Origin of the sequence: Streptomyces sp. BBFR102 (assembly GCF_051397025.1) — a bacterium.
Taxonomy (GTDB): domain Bacteria; phylum Actinomycetota; class Actinomycetes; order Streptomycetales; family Streptomycetaceae; genus Streptomyces.
Genome location: NZ_CP195757.1, coordinates 1,770,488 through 1,788,129 on the forward strand (window position 1 = coordinate 1,770,488; position 17,642 = coordinate 1,788,129).

The 17,642-nt window shown below is 72.6% G+C and carries 16 protein-coding genes; 9 read left to right on the top strand and 7 right to left on the bottom strand.

The window, feature by feature from the left end; all coding sequences use genetic code 11:
* Positions 1-192: 192 nt before the first annotated feature.
* From ACSLIC_RS07900 to ACSLIC_RS07910, 3 genes are read left to right on the top strand one after another with little or no spacing between them, the layout of a single operon-like run.
* The gene (locus tag ACSLIC_RS07900) at positions 193-984 is read left to right on the top strand and encodes a toll/interleukin-1 receptor domain-containing protein (RefSeq protein WP_436736971.1); all 792 of its coding nucleotides are present in this window, start codon (positions 193-195) and stop codon (positions 982-984) included.
* Entirely contained in the window at positions 981-2,954 is a 1,974-nt protein-coding gene (locus tag ACSLIC_RS07905) for a hypothetical protein (RefSeq protein ID WP_436736972.1), read from the top strand. Before ACSLIC_RS07900 ends, ACSLIC_RS07905 begins: the two co-directional genes overlap by 4 nt.
* A 2-nt stretch (positions 2,955-2,956) precedes the next feature.
* Positions 2,957-4,291: a hypothetical protein gene (locus tag ACSLIC_RS07910; protein WP_436736973.1), complete on the top strand. Its 1,335-nt coding sequence runs from the start codon at positions 2,957-2,959 to the stop codon at positions 4,289-4,291.
* Positions 4,292-4,406: 115 nt separating this feature from the next.
* Here the strand turns inward: ACSLIC_RS07910 and ychF are convergent, their stop codons facing one another.
* Entirely contained in the window at positions 4,407-5,495 is a 1,089-nt protein-coding gene (ychF, locus tag ACSLIC_RS07915; RefSeq protein WP_436736974.1) for a redox-regulated ATPase YchF, read from the bottom strand.
* Between the two features lie 243 nt (positions 5,496-5,738).
* Between ychF and ACSLIC_RS07920 the strand changes: the two genes are divergently transcribed.
* Positions 5,739-6,431 carry a DUF6542 domain-containing protein gene (locus tag ACSLIC_RS07920; protein WP_436736975.1) on the top strand — a complete coding sequence of 231 codons (693 nt, stop codon included), beginning with the start codon at positions 5,739-5,741 and terminating at the stop codon, positions 6,429-6,431.
* Positions 6,432-6,465: 34 nt separating this feature from the next.
* Here ACSLIC_RS07920 and ppgK read toward each other — a convergent pair whose 3' ends face one another.
* Together ppgK and ACSLIC_RS07930 are read right to left on the bottom strand one after the other, a co-directional pair.
* On the bottom strand, positions 6,466-7,275 hold the full coding sequence (gene ppgK, locus ACSLIC_RS07925; RefSeq protein WP_436736976.1) for a polyphosphate--glucose phosphotransferase: 810 nt from the start codon (positions 7,273-7,275) through the stop codon (positions 6,466-6,468).
* Positions 7,276-7,355: 80 nt separating this feature from the next.
* Positions 7,356-8,354: a 4-hydroxy-3-methylbut-2-enyl diphosphate reductase gene (locus tag ACSLIC_RS07930; protein WP_436736977.1), complete on the bottom strand. Its 999-nt coding sequence runs from the start codon at positions 8,352-8,354 to the stop codon at positions 7,356-7,358.
* Between the two features lie 135 nt (positions 8,355-8,489).
* Here ACSLIC_RS07930 and ACSLIC_RS07935 point away from each other — a divergent pair, with 135 nt between their 5' ends.
* The 4 genes from ACSLIC_RS07935 to ACSLIC_RS07950 all read left to right on the top strand — a co-directional run bounded on the left by ACSLIC_RS07935 (position 8,490) and on the right by ACSLIC_RS07950 (position 12,287).
* A complete protein-coding gene (locus tag ACSLIC_RS07935) occupies positions 8,490-9,875 on the top strand; it encodes an APC family permease (protein WP_436736978.1) in 1,386 nt (461 codons plus the stop codon).
* A gap of 73 nt (positions 9,876-9,948) precedes the next feature.
* Entirely contained in the window at positions 9,949-11,190 is a 1,242-nt protein-coding gene (gene xseA, locus ACSLIC_RS07940; RefSeq protein ID WP_436736979.1) for an exodeoxyribonuclease VII large subunit, read from the top strand.
* A 99-nt stretch (positions 11,191-11,289) separates the two neighbouring features.
* Positions 11,290-11,532 carry an exodeoxyribonuclease VII small subunit gene (locus tag ACSLIC_RS07945; protein ID WP_436736980.1) on the top strand — a complete coding sequence of 81 codons (243 nt, stop codon included), beginning with the start codon at positions 11,290-11,292 and terminating at the stop codon, positions 11,530-11,532.
* Between the two features lie 164 nt (positions 11,533-11,696).
* The gene (locus ACSLIC_RS07950) at positions 11,697-12,287 is read left to right on the top strand and encodes a malonic semialdehyde reductase (RefSeq protein ID WP_436736981.1); all 591 of its coding nucleotides are present in this window, start codon (positions 11,697-11,699) and stop codon (positions 12,285-12,287) included.
* 104 nt (positions 12,288-12,391) lie between these two features.
* On the opposite strand, the gene ACSLIC_RS07955 is transcribed toward ACSLIC_RS07950, so the two are convergent.
* Complete coding sequence (locus tag ACSLIC_RS07955) at positions 12,392-12,928, bottom strand: DUF4245 domain-containing protein (RefSeq protein ID WP_436740308.1); 537 nt, start codon at positions 12,926-12,928, stop codon at positions 12,392-12,394.
* 205 nt (positions 12,929-13,133) lie between these two features.
* On the opposite strand from ACSLIC_RS07955, the gene glpX reads away from it, so the two are divergent.
* Positions 13,134-14,165 (top strand): class II fructose-bisphosphatase, encoded by a 1,032-nt coding sequence (gene glpX / locus ACSLIC_RS07960; RefSeq protein WP_436736982.1) that lies wholly within the window; start codon positions 13,134-13,136, stop codon positions 14,163-14,165.
* Between the two features lie 101 nt (positions 14,166-14,266).
* Here the strand turns inward: glpX and ACSLIC_RS07965 are convergent, their stop codons facing one another.
* The 3 genes from ACSLIC_RS07965 to ACSLIC_RS07975 all read right to left on the bottom strand — a co-directional run bounded on the left by ACSLIC_RS07965 (position 14,267) and on the right by ACSLIC_RS07975 (position 17,451).
* The gene (locus ACSLIC_RS07965) at positions 14,267-14,626 is read right to left on the bottom strand and encodes a WhiB family transcriptional regulator (protein ID WP_436736983.1); all 360 of its coding nucleotides are present in this window, start codon (positions 14,624-14,626) and stop codon (positions 14,267-14,269) included.
* A 144-nt stretch (positions 14,627-14,770) separates the two neighbouring features.
* The gene (locus ACSLIC_RS07970) at positions 14,771-15,445 is read right to left on the bottom strand and encodes a DUF1707 SHOCT-like domain-containing protein (protein WP_436736984.1); all 675 of its coding nucleotides are present in this window, start codon (positions 15,443-15,445) and stop codon (positions 14,771-14,773) included.
* 86 nt (positions 15,446-15,531) lie between these two features.
* Complete coding sequence (locus ACSLIC_RS07975) at positions 15,532-17,451, bottom strand: serine/threonine-protein kinase (protein ID WP_436736985.1); 1,920 nt, start codon at positions 17,449-17,451, stop codon at positions 15,532-15,534.
* Positions 17,452-17,642 lie beyond the last annotated feature (191 nt).

The following is a 17,642-nucleotide window of genomic DNA, read 5'->3' on the forward strand; positions in this document are numbered from 1 at the left end:
CGGGTACCCCCGTCGGCTTCTTCGGGCTGCCCCGACCGGTCACGTGCCGGGCGGCCCGTCCCCTTCCGCGCCCGGCGGCGGCAGCCGTCGGGCCCTCACACGGCCGGGGCTCACGGCCTGAACCGGTCACCCCTCCGAGCCGCGCTCCGAGGGCCTCTGCGTGTCCCCATTCCTCCATCGAAGGGAACCTTCATGCCTGACGTCTTCGTCAACTACCGCACGGGCGACGAGGAATCCGCCGCGACCATGATCGCCCGGGAGCTCGCCCGGCGGTTCGGCGCGGAGCGGATCTTCTTCGCCAGCAACTCGATCCAGCCCGGACACCGCTTCCCGGAGGAACTGGTCCGGGCGGTGGAGGGGTGCGAGGCGCTCCTCGCCGTGATCGGCCCGCGCTGGGCGCAGGTGCCGGGGGCCGACGGCCGCCCCGCCCTCGCGGCGGACCACGACTGGACCCGCCGCGAGATCCAGACCGCGCTCGACCGCGGGGCCCTGGTGATTCCCGTACTCGTGGGGAAGGCCACGCGCATCGACCCCGCCGTGCTGCCCGAGGGCCTGCGCGAGTTGGCGGACCGCCAGTACCGCCGGTTCGACCACCGCAACGCCGAGTCGGACCTGACGGCGCTCGGCGACGACCTGGCCCGGCTGCTGCCCGGACTGGGCGCCTCGGACCGCGACACCCGAGCGGAGCGGGAACGGACGGAGGCGAGGCCCCGTCGGCAGCCGGCCCAGGACGCCGGGCCCACCAGGATGCGGGCACGTGACGTCAGCCAGCGCGTACGCGGTGGCATCGGAAACCTTGTCGGAGACCTGGACACGTTCGTCAACGAACCGCACGGCCCCGTGAACACCGGCCGTGGACACCAGTACAACGCGCCCCATTTCGAGGGCGACAACACCGGGGTCCAGTTCACGGCGGGCGACAACAGCGGTACGGTCCACCAGCGCTTCGAGCGGGAGCGCCGACGCTCGGACGACGGACGATGACGGAGCAGGACCGCGTCACCGTCAACGACCCGCGTGGCCCGGTGAACAACGGCGAGGGGCCGCAGTACGTCTTCTACGGCGCCGGCAAGGACTGGATGGCCCGCAGGGGGGTCGACTACCTCAGGATCGCCCGCGAGGACCGGGAGTACCTTGCCGACCGGTTCGCCCCACCGGCGGGCTACCGCGACGCCGCCGGCCGCTTGGCGAAGCCCGGATCGGTGGTGCTGCTGGACGCTCCGCCCGGCAGCGGTCGGCGTGCCGCGGCCATCATGCTGCTGCACGAGCTCGACGAGGCCGGGGACACCGGCGCCGAGCAGACCCGTTTCGAGGAACTCCCCGCCACGGACCAGGACGACAGCCCGCCGGCCCCCGGTGCGGGCGACCGCTTCCTCCTCGACCTCTCCGGTGTCACCGAGGAGGAGGCGTACGCCAGGGCCCAACGCACCCTGGCCCTGCGCCGGTCCCAGGTACAGGAGGCAGGAGCCCACATGGTCGTGGTCCTGCCGGCGCGCATGGAGCACGCGCACGCCCCGGACCTCGAACCGCACCGGGTGCCACTGGGCCGCCCCCGGGGCATCGCCGTCATCACCCGGTACCTCCGTATGGACAAGATGGTCTTCGGTCCCGCCGACCTTCAGAGCGCCGACCTCCAACTCCTGTACGACCGCTCCCCGATGCGGGAACTGGCGCGCCTCGCGGGGCTGGTGCGGGCCGCACGCGACAGCGGCCGGTTCGGTACCGACTTCGCCGGCTGGCTCGACCAGGCGATGCACGCGGTGTCCGATCGCGCCGGGGAGGTGGGCCGACAGGTCGCCGAGGTCAACTCCACCCCGGAACGGGCCCTGCTGCTCGCGGCAGCGGTGTTCGAGGAGGCTCACGCGGACACCGTCTACGAGGCGTGGCACAGCTTGATGAGGGCGGTGAGGCACCCAGAGGACGGGACGACCGAGCTCGCGCAGACCGACTTCTCGCAGCGCTTCGGCGCCCTCGGGATCGAACGGGGCCCCGACGACCGGCTCCGTTTCGGGCAACTGGCCTACGCCGAAGCGGTACGGACGTACTTCTGGGCCAACTTCCCCGGGCTGCGCGATGACCTGCGGGACTGGATCAGCCACGCCGCCGGGCTCCGTGGACTGACCACGGAGGAGCAGGTGAACGCCGTGGTCCGCTTCGGTGAGCGCTCCCTGGCTGTCGGGCGCCCCGAGCATCTCTTCGACCTGGTGGTCCGCTGGGCGGACAGCGCAAGGGAGGCGTTCTGCGACCCGCGAGCGGTGGCCGCCCTCGAACTCGGTCTCAGCCACGAGGTGCTGGGCGGATGGTTCCGCAGGCGGACCTACGACTGCGCGAGGTCGGGACCGTTGTCGGAGGGGCTCACCCGCGTCCTGACCATCGCCTGCCGGCAGAGCCTCGCCCCGACACACCCGGATCAGGCGGTGGTGCGGCTCCACCACCTCGCCGTACGGCAGGGGGAGGCGGCGGCTGAGGCCCGAGAGTCCCTTCTCGACCTGGTCGCCCACGACCGTCGGGGTCACCGGCTGCTGCTCGGCCGCCTGAAGGACCGGGCGCTCGGGAATCCGCGCCGGGCGGAGCCCCACCTGCGTCTGCTCACCGAGCTGTTGCGGAGCGGGCGGGCACCGGCCCCACCGCCGTGGCCGGACCTCTTCCGCGGGCTGGAGACGGTCTTCTCCCGGCCGCCGACCGCGCTCTGGACCCCGCTGGTGACCAGCTGGCTGAACGCCGCAGCCGATGAACGTACTTCGGAGACGGCACTGAAGGTGATGGTCCGGGCGGCGCGCCCGCACCCGGACGCGCTCCACCGCCTCTACACCATCGGCTGCGCCTGGGCGGGGACCGCCCCCGGCCGGACCGCCGTCGCCGCCCTCCTCTGGCAGTACATCGACGAGGCGCAGCATGCCCCCACTCAGAGACCAGGGCGTACGGAACCAGGACCACGGAACACGGAAGAGTGATGATGAAGCACCGCAATTCCCGCCTGCTGTTCGTCGCCCTCTGCACCGTCACACCGGCGCTGCTCGGAACGCTCCTGCACTGGCCGGCGCTGCTCTGGGGCTTCATGTGCGTGGTCACGGCCTCCGGCTCGCTGCTGCTCGCGATGACGGTGCTCAGTGGTGGCCGCGCACCGGCCGACCGGGATGAGCCCCAGCAGGAAGCGCCCGCAGCACCGGCCGAGCTGCCGTACCAGGAGACGCGGGTGGTCGACGCCGCGCTGCCGAGCGCGGTGGACGGCTACGACTTCCTGCTCTCCGCCAGCGTGTGGTGGAGGCCGCTCCCGGACGGGGTCGACATGTCCGACGGTGCCGCCCCGGCCCTCGCCGCCTCTTCCATCGTCAGCCGGGCACTGCAGGTCGTGCGCCACGAGAAGCCCGGCCGGGAGAGCTTCGCGCGGTACGTGTTGGAGGGTGAGTTGAGCGTCGCCCTCCCGGACCGGAGTGGACGGGTCACGGCCCTCGCGGCCGACGTGAGACTCGGGCTCGCCCGCGCCGACCGCGAGCGGCTGCGAAAGCTGAACGACCTTCGCAAGGACGAGGAGCTCTGGGAGCGCGAGCGTCAGCACGAGCGCAACAAGCGGCGCTACCTCGGTGACGACGTGCTCAAGAGCCCCGGCAGCGCGGTGGGCTGGTGGCTCGCCCGACACGAGGACGAGATCGAGAAGGCCGTCGACATGATCGGCCCGCTCGCCCAGATCTCGGCCGCGGCCAACGACGAGGAGGTACCCGAGCTCTTCCGGCACCTCCTCGCCCCTCCCACGGGTGCACAAGGTGAGGCCACGGTGGCCGGCGGACCGCTCTGGGACGAGCACGACCAGGGACGCGAAGAAATGTTCACCCGCGAGGAAGACGTCGCCCCCTCGGACGGGCTGCTCCTGTTCCTCGACGCGGTGGGCCTGAAACCCGGCACGGACGAGTGGACGGTCCTGATCCACCGCATGGTGCGAAGCATGGAAATGACCGGGCAGCACGATGCCGCCGAGGAGATCAGGCGAAACGTTCTCAAAATGCCGGACACGGACGACGGCTGCGGGCCGATGGAGGGGCCTCCTGGCGAGGACGACACCCCGGGCCCGAACTCCCCCGGCTTTCGAGCCCCGGCCGACTCACCCTTCACCACCCCGTCGGCCGGCTCACCGACAACTGGAGCGGCCGAAGACGAAACGGGAGAACGGAACCAAGGCCGGCACGAGACGAACGAAGCCCCCGAGCCGCCCCCGTCCTGGAAGACCTGGCACAGCCCGTACCGTCCCGCCGCAGACCAGGCGCGGAAGGAGGAGGACGAGAACCCGAACTGAGCAGCGACCGGCAGCCCCGGGCTCCCCCACCGCACTGCGGCAGGGGAGCCACCGCCCACCTGGCGCTCCCCCGGCGGAATCCCTGCCCCGACCGGGTCACGCCCTCAAAACGCCGCTACACGTTGAACCGGAACTCCACCACGTCCCCGTCCCGCATCACGTACTCCTTGCCCTCCATGCGGGCCTTCCCGGCCGACCGGGCCTCGGCGACGGAACCGGTTTCCACCAGGTCCTCGAAGGAGATGACCTCCGCCTTGATGAAGCCCTTCTGGAAGTCGGTGTGGATGACTCCGGCGGCCTCGGGGGCGGTGGCGCCCTTCTTGATGGTCCAGGCCCGGGTCTCCTTGGGGCCTGCGGTGAGGTAAGTCTGGAGGCCGAGGGTGTTGAAGCCGACGTGGGCGAGGGTGGCGAGGCCGGGCTCCTCCTGGCCGACGGACTGGAGGAGTTCGAGGGCCTCGTCGTCGTCGAGTTCGGCGAGGTCGGCCTCAAGCTTGGCGTTGAGGAAGATCGCCTCGGCGGGGGCGACCAGGGCGCGCTGCTCGGCCTTGAAGGCGTCGTCGGTCAGCTCGTCCTCGTCGACGTTGAAGACGTAGAGGAAGGGCTTGGTGGTGAGGAGGTGGAGGTCGTGGAGGGGCTCGGCCTTCTCGGTGCCCTGGACGATGCCGGCGGCGAAGAGGGTCTGGCCGGTCTCCAGGATCTCCTTGGCCTCCTCGATGGCCTTGACCTTCGGCTGGACGTCCTTCTTGACCCGGGACTCCTTCGCCAGGCGCGGGAGGACCTTCTCGATGGTCTGGAGGTCGGCGAGGATCAGCTCGGTGTTGATCGTCTCGATGTCGCTCTTGGGCGAGATCTTGCCGTCGACGTGGACGACGTTCTCGTCCTTGAACGCGCGGATGACCTGGCAGATCGCGTCCGACTCGCGGATGTTGGCGAGGAACTTGTTGCCCAGGCCCTCGCCCTCGCTGGCGCCGCGCACGATGCCGGCGATGTCGACGAAGTCGACGGTGGCCGGGAGGATCTTGCCCGAGCCGAAGATCTCGGCGAGCTTGGCCAGGCGCGGGTCGGGGACGCCGACGACGCCGACGTTGGGCTCGATGGTGGCGAACGGGTAGTTGGCCGCCAGCACGTCGTTCTTGGTCAGGGCGTTGAACAGGGTCGACTTACCGACATTCGGCAGGCCGACGATTCCGATCGTGAGCGACACGGTGGCGACTTCCCAGGGTGTGTGGAGTGACGTTGGTACGAGACGGCGTACGGCGTCCGGCGCCGGACCGATTGCCCAGTCTACGGCGGACCGCCGAGGGCCGGTCCGCCACCGGGGTGGCGCCCGGACGGGGGAAGGGGGTACGCCGTACCGGTTGTCCCGTGCCCGCCAGGTGCGGGCAAGCTCGGCCGAAACGCGTGTTCCTGGCGCGGGCCGCGGCGGCGGGCCACCTACCTTGTCCCGGTGGAGCAACCCAGCACGCCCGCCCAGCAGACCCGCCGCCCCGCACCCCTGCCCGCGCAGGGCGCCCCGGCCGATTCCCGCCCGCCCGCGGCCCCGGGCCCCCGCAGGGGACAGGAGGCGCCGCGTGCCGTACGTCCGCGCCCCACCCGGCCGGAGCGCCCCGGCCTCGGCCCCGCCGCGCGTGCCCGGGCCGGAGTACGGCGGATGCCCCGGCCGCGGCTGACCGGGCTCGGGGCGGGGCTGCTGTCGACGGCGGCCATGGTGGTCGCCGGGGCGCTGGCGTGGCTGCTGCCCGCCGGGGCGCAGACCGTGGTGTTCGGGGTGCTGTTCCTGCCGGTCTGCGCGCTCACCGCGCTGTGGGTGCGCCCGGCCGACCTGGCGATGGGGCCGGTGGTGGTCCCGCTGGCGTACGCGGTCGGCGTACTGCCGGTGGCCGAGGGTGGCGGGGGCTTCATCGGACAGGTGATGGGGCTGGTGACGACCCTGGCGCTGAACGCGGGATGGCTCTACGGCGGAACGCTGGTCGCCGGGGTGATCGCGACCGTGCGGAAGGTGCGGGCGATGGGCGCGGCTCGGCGGAAGGGCCGTGCAGCCGCACCGGGACGGCCCGCCGCCCGGGCGGCCGAACCCCGTACCGCCCCGGAAAGCGGAGAAGGCGGCCGGCGGGCCGCGGGCAGCCGCGTAGCCCCGTAGGTCCGTAGGCCCTGGAGACCTCCGGCTCGGGTGGTCATGCCAGACCCTCCGGCTCGGCCCAGCCCTCCGTCGTCTCGGCCATGGCCGGGACCGGGGCCGCGCCGGCGGCGGAGGCGGCCATGGCGGCTCCGACGATGCCGGCGTTGTTGCGCAGCTCCGCGGGGACCATCTCGGCGCGGACCCCCTCGATGAGCGGCAGGAACTTGTGGGCCTTGCGGCTGATGCCGCCGCCGATGATGAACAGTTCCGGCGAGAAGAGCATCTCGACGTGGGTCAGGTACTTCTGGACGCGGTGGGCCCAGTGCTCCCAGCTGAGGTCGTGGTCCTCCTTGGCCTTGGTGGAGGCGCGCTTCTCGGCGTCGTGGCCGTGCAGCTCCAGGTGGCCCAGCTCGGTGTTGGGGACGAGGTGGCCGCCGGTGAACAGGGCGCTGCCGATACCGGTGCCGAAGGTCAGCATGACGACCGTCCCGGTACGGCCCCGTCCGGCTCCCCTGCGCATTTCGGCCACGCCGGCGGCGTCGGCGTCGTTGAGGACGGTGACCGGCAGGCCGTCGAGGCGCTCGGAGAGGAGGGCGGCGGCGTCCACGCCGATCCACTCCTTGTCGACGTTGGCGGCGGTGCGCACGGTCCTCCCGCCGGTGACGACGCCGGGGAAGGTGACGCCGACCGGCCCCGTCCAGCCGAAGTGCCGCACGACCTCGCGGACGCCGTCCGCCACGCCGTCCGGGGTGGCCGGCCGCGGGGTCGGTACCTTGTGCCGTTCCCGGGCCAGGTCCCCGCGTTCCAGGTCCACTGGGGCTCCCTTGATGCCGGAACCGCCGATGTCCACGCCGAAGATCTGCATACCCTCCACGGTACGGCGAAACACGCTCCGTCACCGGGCGCCGGGGCGCCCGGTGCGGGCGTGCGCAGTGCGGGCGGGTGCTACTCGGCCGAGCCGAGCGCGGCGGCCTCGGCCCGCAGATCGCGGCGGAGTTCCTTGGGCAGCGAGAAGGTGATGGACTCCTCGGCCGCCTTGACCAGCTCGACGTCCGCGAAGCCCCGGGTGCTGAGCCATTCGAGTACGCCCTCGACCAGGACGTCCGGCACCGAGGCGCCGGAGGTGACGCCGACCGTGCTGACCCCCTCCAGCCATGCCTCGTCGATCTCCTCGGCGAAGTCGACCAGGTGGGCGTCGCGGGCGCCGGCGCCGAGGGCGACCTCGACCAGGCGCACGGAGTTGGAGGAGTTCTTGGAGCCGACGACGATGACGAGGTCCGCCTGGCCGCCCATCTGCTTGACGGCGATCTGGCGGTTCTGCGTGGCGTAGCAGATGTCGTCGCTCGGCGGGGAGACGAGCTTCGGGAACTTCTCCTTGAGCCGGTCGACGGTCTCCATCGTCTCGTCCACGGAGAGGGTGGTCTGGGAGAGCCAGACGACCTTGGAGTCGTCGCGGACCTCGACGTTCTCGACGTCCTCGGGGCCGTCCACCAGGGTGATGTGGTCGGGGGCCTCGCCGGAGGTGCCGATGACCTCCTCGTGGCCCTCGTGGCCGATGAGGAGGATGTCGTAGTCGTCCTGGGCGAAGCGGACGGCTTCCTTGTGGACCTTGGTGACCAGCGGGCAGGTGGCGTCGATGGTGGCGAGCTTGCGCTCGGCGGCCTCGGCGTGGACGGTCGGTGCGACGCCGTGGGCGGAGAACATGACGATCGAGCCCTCGGGGACCTCGGCGGTCTCCTCGACGAAGATCGCGCCCTTCCGCTCCAGGGTCTGGACGACGTACTTGTTGTGCACGATCTCGTGCCGGACGTAGATCGGCGAGCCGTACTGCTCCAGGGCCTTCTCGACGGCGATCACGGCACGGTCCACGCCCGCGCAGTACCCCCGGGGAGCGGCGAGCAGGACACGCTTGACGGTGGGCGACGGGCTGGGCGTAGCAGTCATGAGCCCATCGTAAGGCCGTGTCGGACGGCCCGGGGGACGCCCCGTCCGGTGAGACTGATGCCGGTGGAGGGGGGAGTTCCGGCCCGCGGACACCTCCTGGTGCGCGGGGCAGCCAGGCGAGAGGCGTGCGGCCCGATGACGACGAGTGCGGACGGAAGCGGACCGGGGGCATCGGCCGGGACGGAGCGCGACGGCCTGCGGCGGACGCTGGGCTTCCGCGACCTGGTGGTGTACGGCCTGCTCTTCATCGCGCCGATGGCCCCGGTCGGCGTGTACGGGGCGCTGGACGCCCGCTCGCACGGCGCGGTGGCGCTCGTCTACCTCTGCGCCACGGTCGCGATGGCGTTCACCGCGTACAGCTACGCCCAGATGGTGCGGGTGGTGCCGCGCGCCGGGTCGGTCTTCGCCTACGCGCGGGCCGGTCTCGGCAAGGGGACGGGGTTCGTCGCCGGGTGGATGGCGATGCTCGACTACCTGCTGATCCCGGCGGTGGCGTACCTCTTCTCGGGCGTCGCGATGAACGCGCTGGTGCCGTCGGTCCCCTCATGGGTCTGGACGGCGCTGGCGGTGGTCGTGACGACGCTGCTGAACCTGTGGGGGGTGCGGGCGGCGGCGCGGGTCGGCTTCGCGGTGCTGGCGATGGAGATCGCGGTGCTGCTGGTCTTCGTGGTGGCGGCCGTGGTGGTGCTGGTGCGGGACGGCGCCGCGCGGGACTGGCTCTCGCCGCTGACCGGGGACGGGACGCAGGGCGGCTTCTCCCTGGCGGCGGTGGTCGGCGCGGTGTCGGTGGCGGTCCTCTCCTACCTGGGGTTCGACGCCATCGCCTCGTTCGCCGAGGAGGTCACCGGGGGTTCGCGGCGGGTGGCGCGGGCGGTGCTGTTCTGCCTGGTGCTGGCGGGGACGCTGTTCGTGGTGCAGACGTACCTGGTGGCGCTGCTGGAGCCGGCCGCCTCGGCCGAGTTGGCGGAGCGGCCCGAGAAGCAGGGCCCGGCCTTCTACGACGCGGTGGACGCCTCGGTGGGGACCTGGCTGCACGACCTGGTGGCGGTGAGCAAGGCGGTCGGCGCGGCCTTCGCGGCGCTGGCGGGGCAGGCGGCGGCGGGGCGGCTGCTCTTCGCGATGGCGCGCGAGCGGCGGCTGCCGAAGGCGCTGTCGCGGACGGACTCCGGGGTGCCGCGGGTGGCGCTGCTGAGCGCGGCGCTGGTGACGATGGCGGCGGCGGTCTGGGCGGCCGGCCAGGCTGAGGGGCTCGACCACCTGGTCTCGGTGGTGGACATCGGCGCGCTGACCGCCTTCACACTGCTGCACGCCTCGGTCGTCGGCTGGTTCGTGGTCAGGCGCGGCGGCGAGGGCGGACGGGTGAGCTGGTGGCGGCACCTGGTGCTGCCGGTGGTGGGCGCGGCGGTGACGGTCGCGGTGATCGTGGAGGCGTCGGGGGCCGGGCAGGTGGTGGGCCTGGTGTGGCTGGCGGTGGGGCTGGCGGTGCTCTGCGTGCAGCGCGGGCGCGGCATCGAAGGGTAGGCGTCGGCGGGCTCCGAACCGGGCTTCACCGGTTCCGGCCGGGGTGTCGGCGGTGGCCGTTACGCTCGGGCGCATGGGTGTGAATACGTCTGCGGACGCGCCGCTGCCCGTCGGAGCCGTCTCCCGGCTGATCGGGGGATGGATCGACCGGCTGGGCGCGGTCTGGGTCGAGGGGCAGATCACGCAGCTCTCGCGGCGGCCGGGGGCGGGCGTGGTCTTCCTGACGCTCCGCGACCCGGCGCACGACATCTCGGTGGGCGTGACCTGCTACCGCAAGGTCTTCGACGCGGTGGCGGACGTGGTCACCGAGGGCGCCCGCGTCGTCGTCCACGCCAAGCCCGAGTGGTACGCGCCCCGGGGGCAGCTGTCGCTGCGGGCCGCCGAGATCCGCCCGGTCGGCGTGGGCGAGCTGCTGGTCCGGCTGGAGCAGCGGCGCAAGGCGCTGGCGGCGGAGGGGCTGTTCGGGCTGGAGCGCAAGCGGCCGCTGCCGTTCCTGCCGCAGCTGATCGGCCTGGTCTGCGGCCGGGCCTCGGCCGCCGAGCGGGACGTCCTGGAGAACGCCCGGCACCGCTGGCCGGCCGTCCGCTTCGAGGTGCGCAACGTCGCGGTGCAGGGCGTGCACGCGGTCGCGCAGGTGACGGAGGCGGTCCGCGAGCTGGACGCCCACCCGGAGGTCGACGTCATCGTGGTGGCGCGCGGCGGCGGCAGCGTGGAGGACCTGCTGCCCTTCTCGGACGAGGAGCTGATCCGTACCGTCTCCGGCTGCCGCACCCCGGTGGTCTCCGCGATCGGCCACGAGCCGGACACCCCACTGCTGGACCTGGTGGCCGACCTGCGCGCCTCCACCCCGACGGACGCCGCCAAGAAGGTGGTCCCCGACGTGGGCGAGGAGCACGAGCGGGTACGCCAGCTCCGCGACCGGGCCCGGCGCGCCGCGCACGGCCTCCTCGACCGCGAGGAGCGGGGTCTGGCCCACGCGCTGGCCCGCCCCTCGATACAGCACCCGCACCGCATGGTCGAGGAGCGCGAGGAGCGGGTCTCGGCCCTGCTGGACCGCTCCCGGCGGACCGTGGGCCACCTCCTGGACCGCGCCGACTCCGAGCTGGCCCACACCCGCGCCCGGGTGGTGGCCCTCTCCCCCGCCGCGACGCTCCAGCGCGGGTACGCGGTCCTCCAGACGGCCGAGGGCGCCGTGGTGCGGACCCCGGACGAGGTGGCGTACGGGGCGGAGCTGCGGGCCCGGGTCGCGGAGGGCGAGCTGGTGGTGCGCCGGGTGGAGAGCGCCGAGGAGGGGGCCGAGGCCGCCGGGGGGTGAGGCGGGCGCCCGGCGGGGCGGACGGGACAGGGCGGCGGCGAGGCCGCCGGGACGACGAGGGGCCGGCCGACCGGCGGGCAGAGGAGAAGGACGTACACGATGACCACGACACCCACCCCCGGCGAGGCCGCGCTCGGCTACGAGCAGGCGCGCGACGAGCTGATCGAGGTGGTCCGCAAGCTGGAGGCGGGCGGCACCACGCTGGAGGATTCGCTGGCGCTCTGGGAGCGCGGCGAGGAGCTGGCGAAGGTGTGCCGCCGCTGGCTGGACGGCGCCCGCGCCCGCTTGGACGCGGCCCTGGCCGAGGAGGCGCGGGAGCCGGAGGAGGCCGGGGAGGCGTGAGGCTGGACACCCTTGATCCCCAAGGGCCGGTAAAGGACCGGCCGGGCAAGGGCCGGATCGAGTGAGCCGCCTCACAGGCACCCCGACCTTTGTTGAACTTTAAACGTCTCCGTCGTACGGTCGGTCGCGCACACCACCGCACCACACGAAGAGGTTCCCCACGCATGTCTCTCGTCCTTGACTCCGCCGCCCAGGACCTGCTGTTCCGCGAAGCCCGCACCGCGAACACCTTCACCGACGAGCCGGTGACCGACGAGCAGGTCCAGGCCGTCTACGACCTGGTCAAGTACGGCCCGACCGCGTTCAACCAGAGCCCGCTGCGCATCACCCTGGTCCGCTCGGCGGAGGCCCGCGAGCGCCTGCTCCCGCACATGGCCGAGGGCAACCGCCCGAAGACCGCCACGGCCCCGCTGGTCGCCATCCTCTCCACGGACCACGAGTTCCACGAGGAGCTCCCCAAGCTCATGCCGCACGCCCCGGGCCTCGCCGAGACCTTCTTCTCCGAGCGCCCGGTCCGCGAGGCCTCCGGCTCCATGAACGCCGCGCTCCAGGCCGGTTACTTCATCGTCGGCGTCCGCGCCGCCGGCCTGGCCGCGGGCCCGATGACCGGCTTCGACTTCGCCGGCGTCCAGAAGGAGTTCCTCGACGCCGACCACACCCCGCTGATGATCGTCAACATCGGCAAGCCCGGCGAGGACGCCTGGTTCCCGCGCTCCCCGCGCCTGGACTACGAGGACGTCGTCACCACGGTCTGACGACCTCCCGCCCGCCTCGCGACGGGGCGGCGTACGCGAAAGGCTCCGCTCCCCACCTCAGGGGGACGGAGCCTTTCGCACGGGCGCACGCGGCGCGGGCGGGCTCAGGAAGCCTGGCCCGCCTCGTCCGGCGGGGCCGCCTCCAGCGCCGCCGCGACCTTGCCGAGCTGGCCGATCGAGGCGCTGCCCGTGACGACCGTGGTGGCGTCGCCGTCCCGGCGGACCAGGGCGTTGTACCGCTCGCCCTCGTACCGCTTCCAGGGCTCGCCCTTGATGGTCTGGGTGATCTCGGTGGCCTCCGCGTTCTGCGTGGCCTCCTTGATGAAGCGCTCCGGCTCGTCGACCGACTGCTCCACCCCGACGTACTTGCCGTCCGGCGTGTAGAGGCCGAGGTGCCAGCGCTCGCCGTCGGCACCCTTGTAGCGCACGGTGGTGGCGCGCCAGTCGTCCGGCAGCCCGACCGGGGCCGCGACCGGGTACGAGGCCGCGCGGCGGGCGGTGCTCAGCTCCACGTCGTAGCTGATCGCCTCCGGGGGCCTCTCGGTGTCGTCGTGCGGGATGAAGACGTAGATCCCCGCGACCACGATGCCGATGGCGGCCATCGAGAGGATCATGTCCTTGACCGTCTGCTTGCCTTTCATACCTGCCACGCATCCATCGTCGCAGGTGCCCCGGACCACCCCGCCCCCACCCCGACCCACCCGCCCTGAGCAGCGGCTTCCGCATTTCGCCAGTCATAGAACCTGACGATCTGCTCATTCGCGCCCCGGTCTGCTCATATTGTCGGCCTGCCGATAGAGTCCCTTCATCACCCTCATCCGGCCGTCGTACAGAAAGGTGCGCCCGGTGTCCGAGCACCATCTGCCCGCCCCCCTAGAGGTCTCTCCGGAGGCCCCCGACCGCAACCTCGCGCTGGAACTCGTGCGGGTCACCGAGGCCGCCGCCATGGCCGCCGGCCGATGGGTCGGCCGCGGTGAGAAGAACGGCGCCGACGGCGCGGCGGTGAAGGCCATGCGCACCCTCGTCTCCACCGTCTCGATGAACGGCGTCGTCGTCATCGGCGAGGGCGAGAAGGACGAAGCCCCGATGCTCTTCAACGGGGAGCGCGTCGGCGACGGGACCGGCGCCGAGTGCGACATCGCCGTCGACCCGATCGACGGCACCTCGCTCACCGCCAAGGGCCAGCCGAACGCCGTCGCGGTGCTGGCCGCCGCCGACCGCGGCACGATGTTCGACCCGTCGGCCGTCTTCTACATGGACAAGCTGGTCACCGGTCCGGCCGCGGCCGACTACGTGGACATCGACGCGCCCGTCTCGGTGAACATCCGGCGGGTCGCCAGGGCCAAGAGCGCCACGCCCGAGGACGTCACCGTCGTCATCCTGGACCGGCCGCGCCACCAGGGGATCATCCGGGAGATCCGGGAGACCGGCGCCCGGATCAAGCTGATCACCGACGGCGACGTGGCCGGGTCGGTCATGGCGGTGCGCGAGGGCAGCGGCGTCGACATGCTCCTCGGTATCGGCGGCACCCCCGAGGGCATCATCTCGGCCTGCGCCATCAAGTGCCTCGGCGGCACCATCCAGGGCAAGCTCTGGCCCAAGGACGACGCGGAGCGCGCCCGCGCCCTGGAGGCCGGGCACGACCTGGACCGCGTCCTGTCCACCGACGACCTGGTCAGCGGCGAGAACGTGTTCTTCGTCGCCACCGGCATCACCGACGGCGAGCTGCTGCCGGGCGTGCGCTACGGCGCCGGCTCGGCCACCACCTCCTCGCTGGTGATGCGCTCCAAGTCGGGCACGATCCGCCGGATCGACTCCACCCACCGCCTGTCCAAGCTGCGCGCCTACAGCGCGGTCGACTTCGACCGGGCGAAGTAGCACCACGGAGCGGGGCGCCGTGTGCGGCGGCCCCCGCTCCCGCCGCCCGCCCGCGTCGACGGGGCGCCCCCGGCCGGAGGGGCGCCCCGTCGGCGCGGGCGTCAGCCCGCGGCGGCTATCGGGCCGGAGGCCAGGTCGAGGTCACGGCGCCTGCGCCGGGCCAGGACCACACGGCGCTCGGCGGCGGTGAGGCCGCCCCAGACGCCGTAGGGCTCGGGCTGGAGCAGGGCGTGCTCCCGGCACTGGATCATGACGGGACACTGGGCACACACCCGTTTGGCGGCCTCCTCACGGGCGAGGCGGGCCGCGGTGGGCTCCTTGGACGGGGCGAAGAAGAGGCCCGCTTCATCCCTGCGGCAGACGGCATCCGTATGCCATGGGGTGTCCTGGTCGCGCTCCCGCGCGGGCACCCGCTGGGGCGGCACGGTGGCGACCAGGGACTGATGCGGCGGATGCTGCACGGTCTACTCCTGACGACGGCTTCGCGAGCGAGCGGCGATGCACCAAGCAATACCCGCTGTGCGCGGGCCTATGCACTGCGTTGGCACGCACCGCCGTCAGGACGTGTCCGCCCGGTCAGCGGACACCCGGACCGGGCGCCGGGCTCAACTCCCCAGGTACTTGCGCAACTTGTGGTGCAGGTCGCGCAGGACCGAGCCGCGCTTCGGCTTGGCCTCGACGTTCCCGAGGACGGCGACACCGGTGATCTGCACGACCGGGGCACCGGGCTCGCCGGACTCCAGGTGGTCGATCTCGAAGTTGCCGAGGACGCCGCTGCCGGAGCCGCGCAGGGTGACGTTCTCGGGGACCGTCACCTCGACGTTCCCGAAGACGGAGAACGCCTTGACCACGATGTGCTGGTACTCGAACACGGCCTCGCTGAGGTCGATCTCGACGTTCCCGAAGACCGCGTACGCGTGGGTGCGGCGGCCCGGGCGCCAGCGGCCCTTGCGGACGGCGCTGGAGAAGACGGCCACCAGGTTCTCGTCCGGCTCCGCCGGGACCGCGCCCGGGCCGGGGACGGGGGCCTGGGCGGGCCGGGCGCCGGGCAAGTCCCGGACGAGGGGCTCCAGTTCGCCGAGGGTGCGGGCCGCGTACACCCGGTCGATGCGCTCGGAGTGCTCCTCGGCGGTGAGGCGGCCCTCGGCGAGGGCGTCGCGCAGGAGGTCGGCGATACGGTCGCGGTCGGCGTCCGAGGCGCGCAGCTCGGCCTCCGCCGCGGCCGGGGCGGGGGGCGGGGTCGCTTCGGGTGAGCCCTGGGGCTGCTTCTGGAGGTCCACCCCGCCAGGGTACCCAGACGCGATAGATCGCGACCAGGGGTGGCACCGGTGCAATCCGGCAGAGCCGGACCCGGCCGGACCGTACGTCACTTGCTCGCGCAATTCGGCGACTCCGGCTGGCGCGGCTTCGGCCTGCCCTTCATCAGCGGGGCCAGGTGCTTCTCGTACATGACGTCCCACGCGTCCGTGGAGAGGACCTGCTGGAGCGCGAGGCACACCTCGTTCCGCAGGATCTCCTCCCCTTTGCGCATCGCGATGCCGTAGTCCTCGGTGCCCCTGCCGTTCTCCAGCAACTTCACCTCGCCCTGCCTGCCGTCGGCCAACCCGGCGAGGACGACGTCGTCCGACGCGACCGCGTACACACCGGACCCGGGGTCCAGCAGTTCGTCCACACACTTCCGGTACGTGGCGGGCTGACTGGGACGCATGGTGAAGCCCTCCTCGCCCAGGTTCTCGTAGGTCGACCCCTGCGCGGTGCACACCTCGACCTTGTGCTCCTTCAGGTCGGCGGCTTCTTCGAGTTCGTACTTCTGGGAATGCTTTCGGACCAGGAAGGTGCGGCCGGCCGTGTAGTAGGGCCCGACGAACTCGACCTTCTCGCCCTTCATGCGCTTCTCGGTGATGGTGTACGAGGCGATGACCAGGTCGACGGCAGTGAGTAGGCTGCTGCGGTTCCACGTGGTCACCGGGAAGAGCTTCACCTCGTTCCTCCCGTACCCCATCGCATCGGCGATCGCGTAGGCCATGTCGATGTCGAAGCCCCGGTACCGCTTCCCGTCACGGAAGCCCACTCCTGGCTGGTCGTACTTGACTCCGATCTTGAGTATGCGGTGCTCCTTCCGCCACTGCTCCCACTGCTCTTGCGCGGCCTGGCCACCCTTCCCCCCGGCGCCGCCCGGCGTCGGACCAGCCGGGTCGCCCCCTCCTGCGCCCTGCGAGAGAAGCCAGCCCCCACCGGCCAGCAGGGCGGCCACCACCACGGCCACCGCCGCCTTCCAGCCCCGCCCCCGGCCCCGGCCCTGCGCCTCCGCCGCCGGATGCTTCTCCTCGGCGAACACGAAGGGGACCTCCGGGTCCGGCGTGTCCGGCGTGTCGACCTGCGTGGGCGGGGCGGCCACGGCGGCGTCCGGCACGTCGGGCTCGCGCAGGACCTCGCGGAGCATCGCCTCGGCCATGGCGGCGTCCAGGCGCTCGCCCTTCGTCGGGGCCAGCAGCCCCTGGATGACGGGGGCGAGCGGGCCGGCGTACCGGTAGGGAGGCTCGGGGGTGCTGCGGATGCTCTCCTGGACCTCCCAGACCTCGCGGCCCTGGAAGGGCAGGCGCCCCTCGGCCATCTCGTACAGGGTCACCCCCAGGGCCCACAGGTCGGAGGCGGGGGTCGGGCCGGGGGAGGCGGTGGCGAAGAGTTCGGGCGCCATGTAGGCGGGGGTGCCGATGACGCTGCCGTGCCGGGTGACCCGGTCCGCGCCCGCGAAGGTGGCGATGCCGAAGTCCACCAGGATCGCCAGGCCGTCCTCGCGGACCAGGACGTTGCCCGGCTTCACGTCGCGGTGCAGGACCTCGGCCCGGTGGACCGCCCGCAGGCCCTGGAGGATCTGGAGGCCGATGTCGGCGGCCCGGGGCACGCCCAGGACCCGCTCGCGGCGCAGCAGGTCGGCCAGCGACCGCGCTTCGAGCAGCTTCATCACGATCCAGACCTGGTTGTCGGTCTCGACCTGGTCGTGGACGGTCACCACGTTCTGGTGCTCGATCTTGGCGATGGCCTCGGCCTCGCGCCGCGCGCGCTGCATCGCCGCCTTCTGCGTCTCGGCGGTCACGGCGGTGCGGTCGAGGAGCCCCTTCACCGCGACGAACCGGCGCAGCCTCAGGTCGTACGCCTTCCAGACCTCGCCCATCCCGCCGCTGCCGACCGGCTCCCGCAGCTCGTAGCGGCCGTCGATCACGGCATGGGGAGTCTGCTGCCCGGCTCCCTCGTCGGCCTGGCCGGATCTGCCCTCGTCGCGCATACGTCCCCCTGTGAACTCCCTTGGCCCAGGCCACATTAGACGGCCCGCCATGTTCGTGAGGAGTAAGCGGACGGAGCACCCGCGGGCGGGGCGGGGCAGCGCTCGCCTCGGTGCCCCCCGGCGGGAGGCCGCGACCGCCCGGACACCGGCCCGCCTGGGGCGGAAGGGGCGGACGCGCCCCAAGTGAGCCT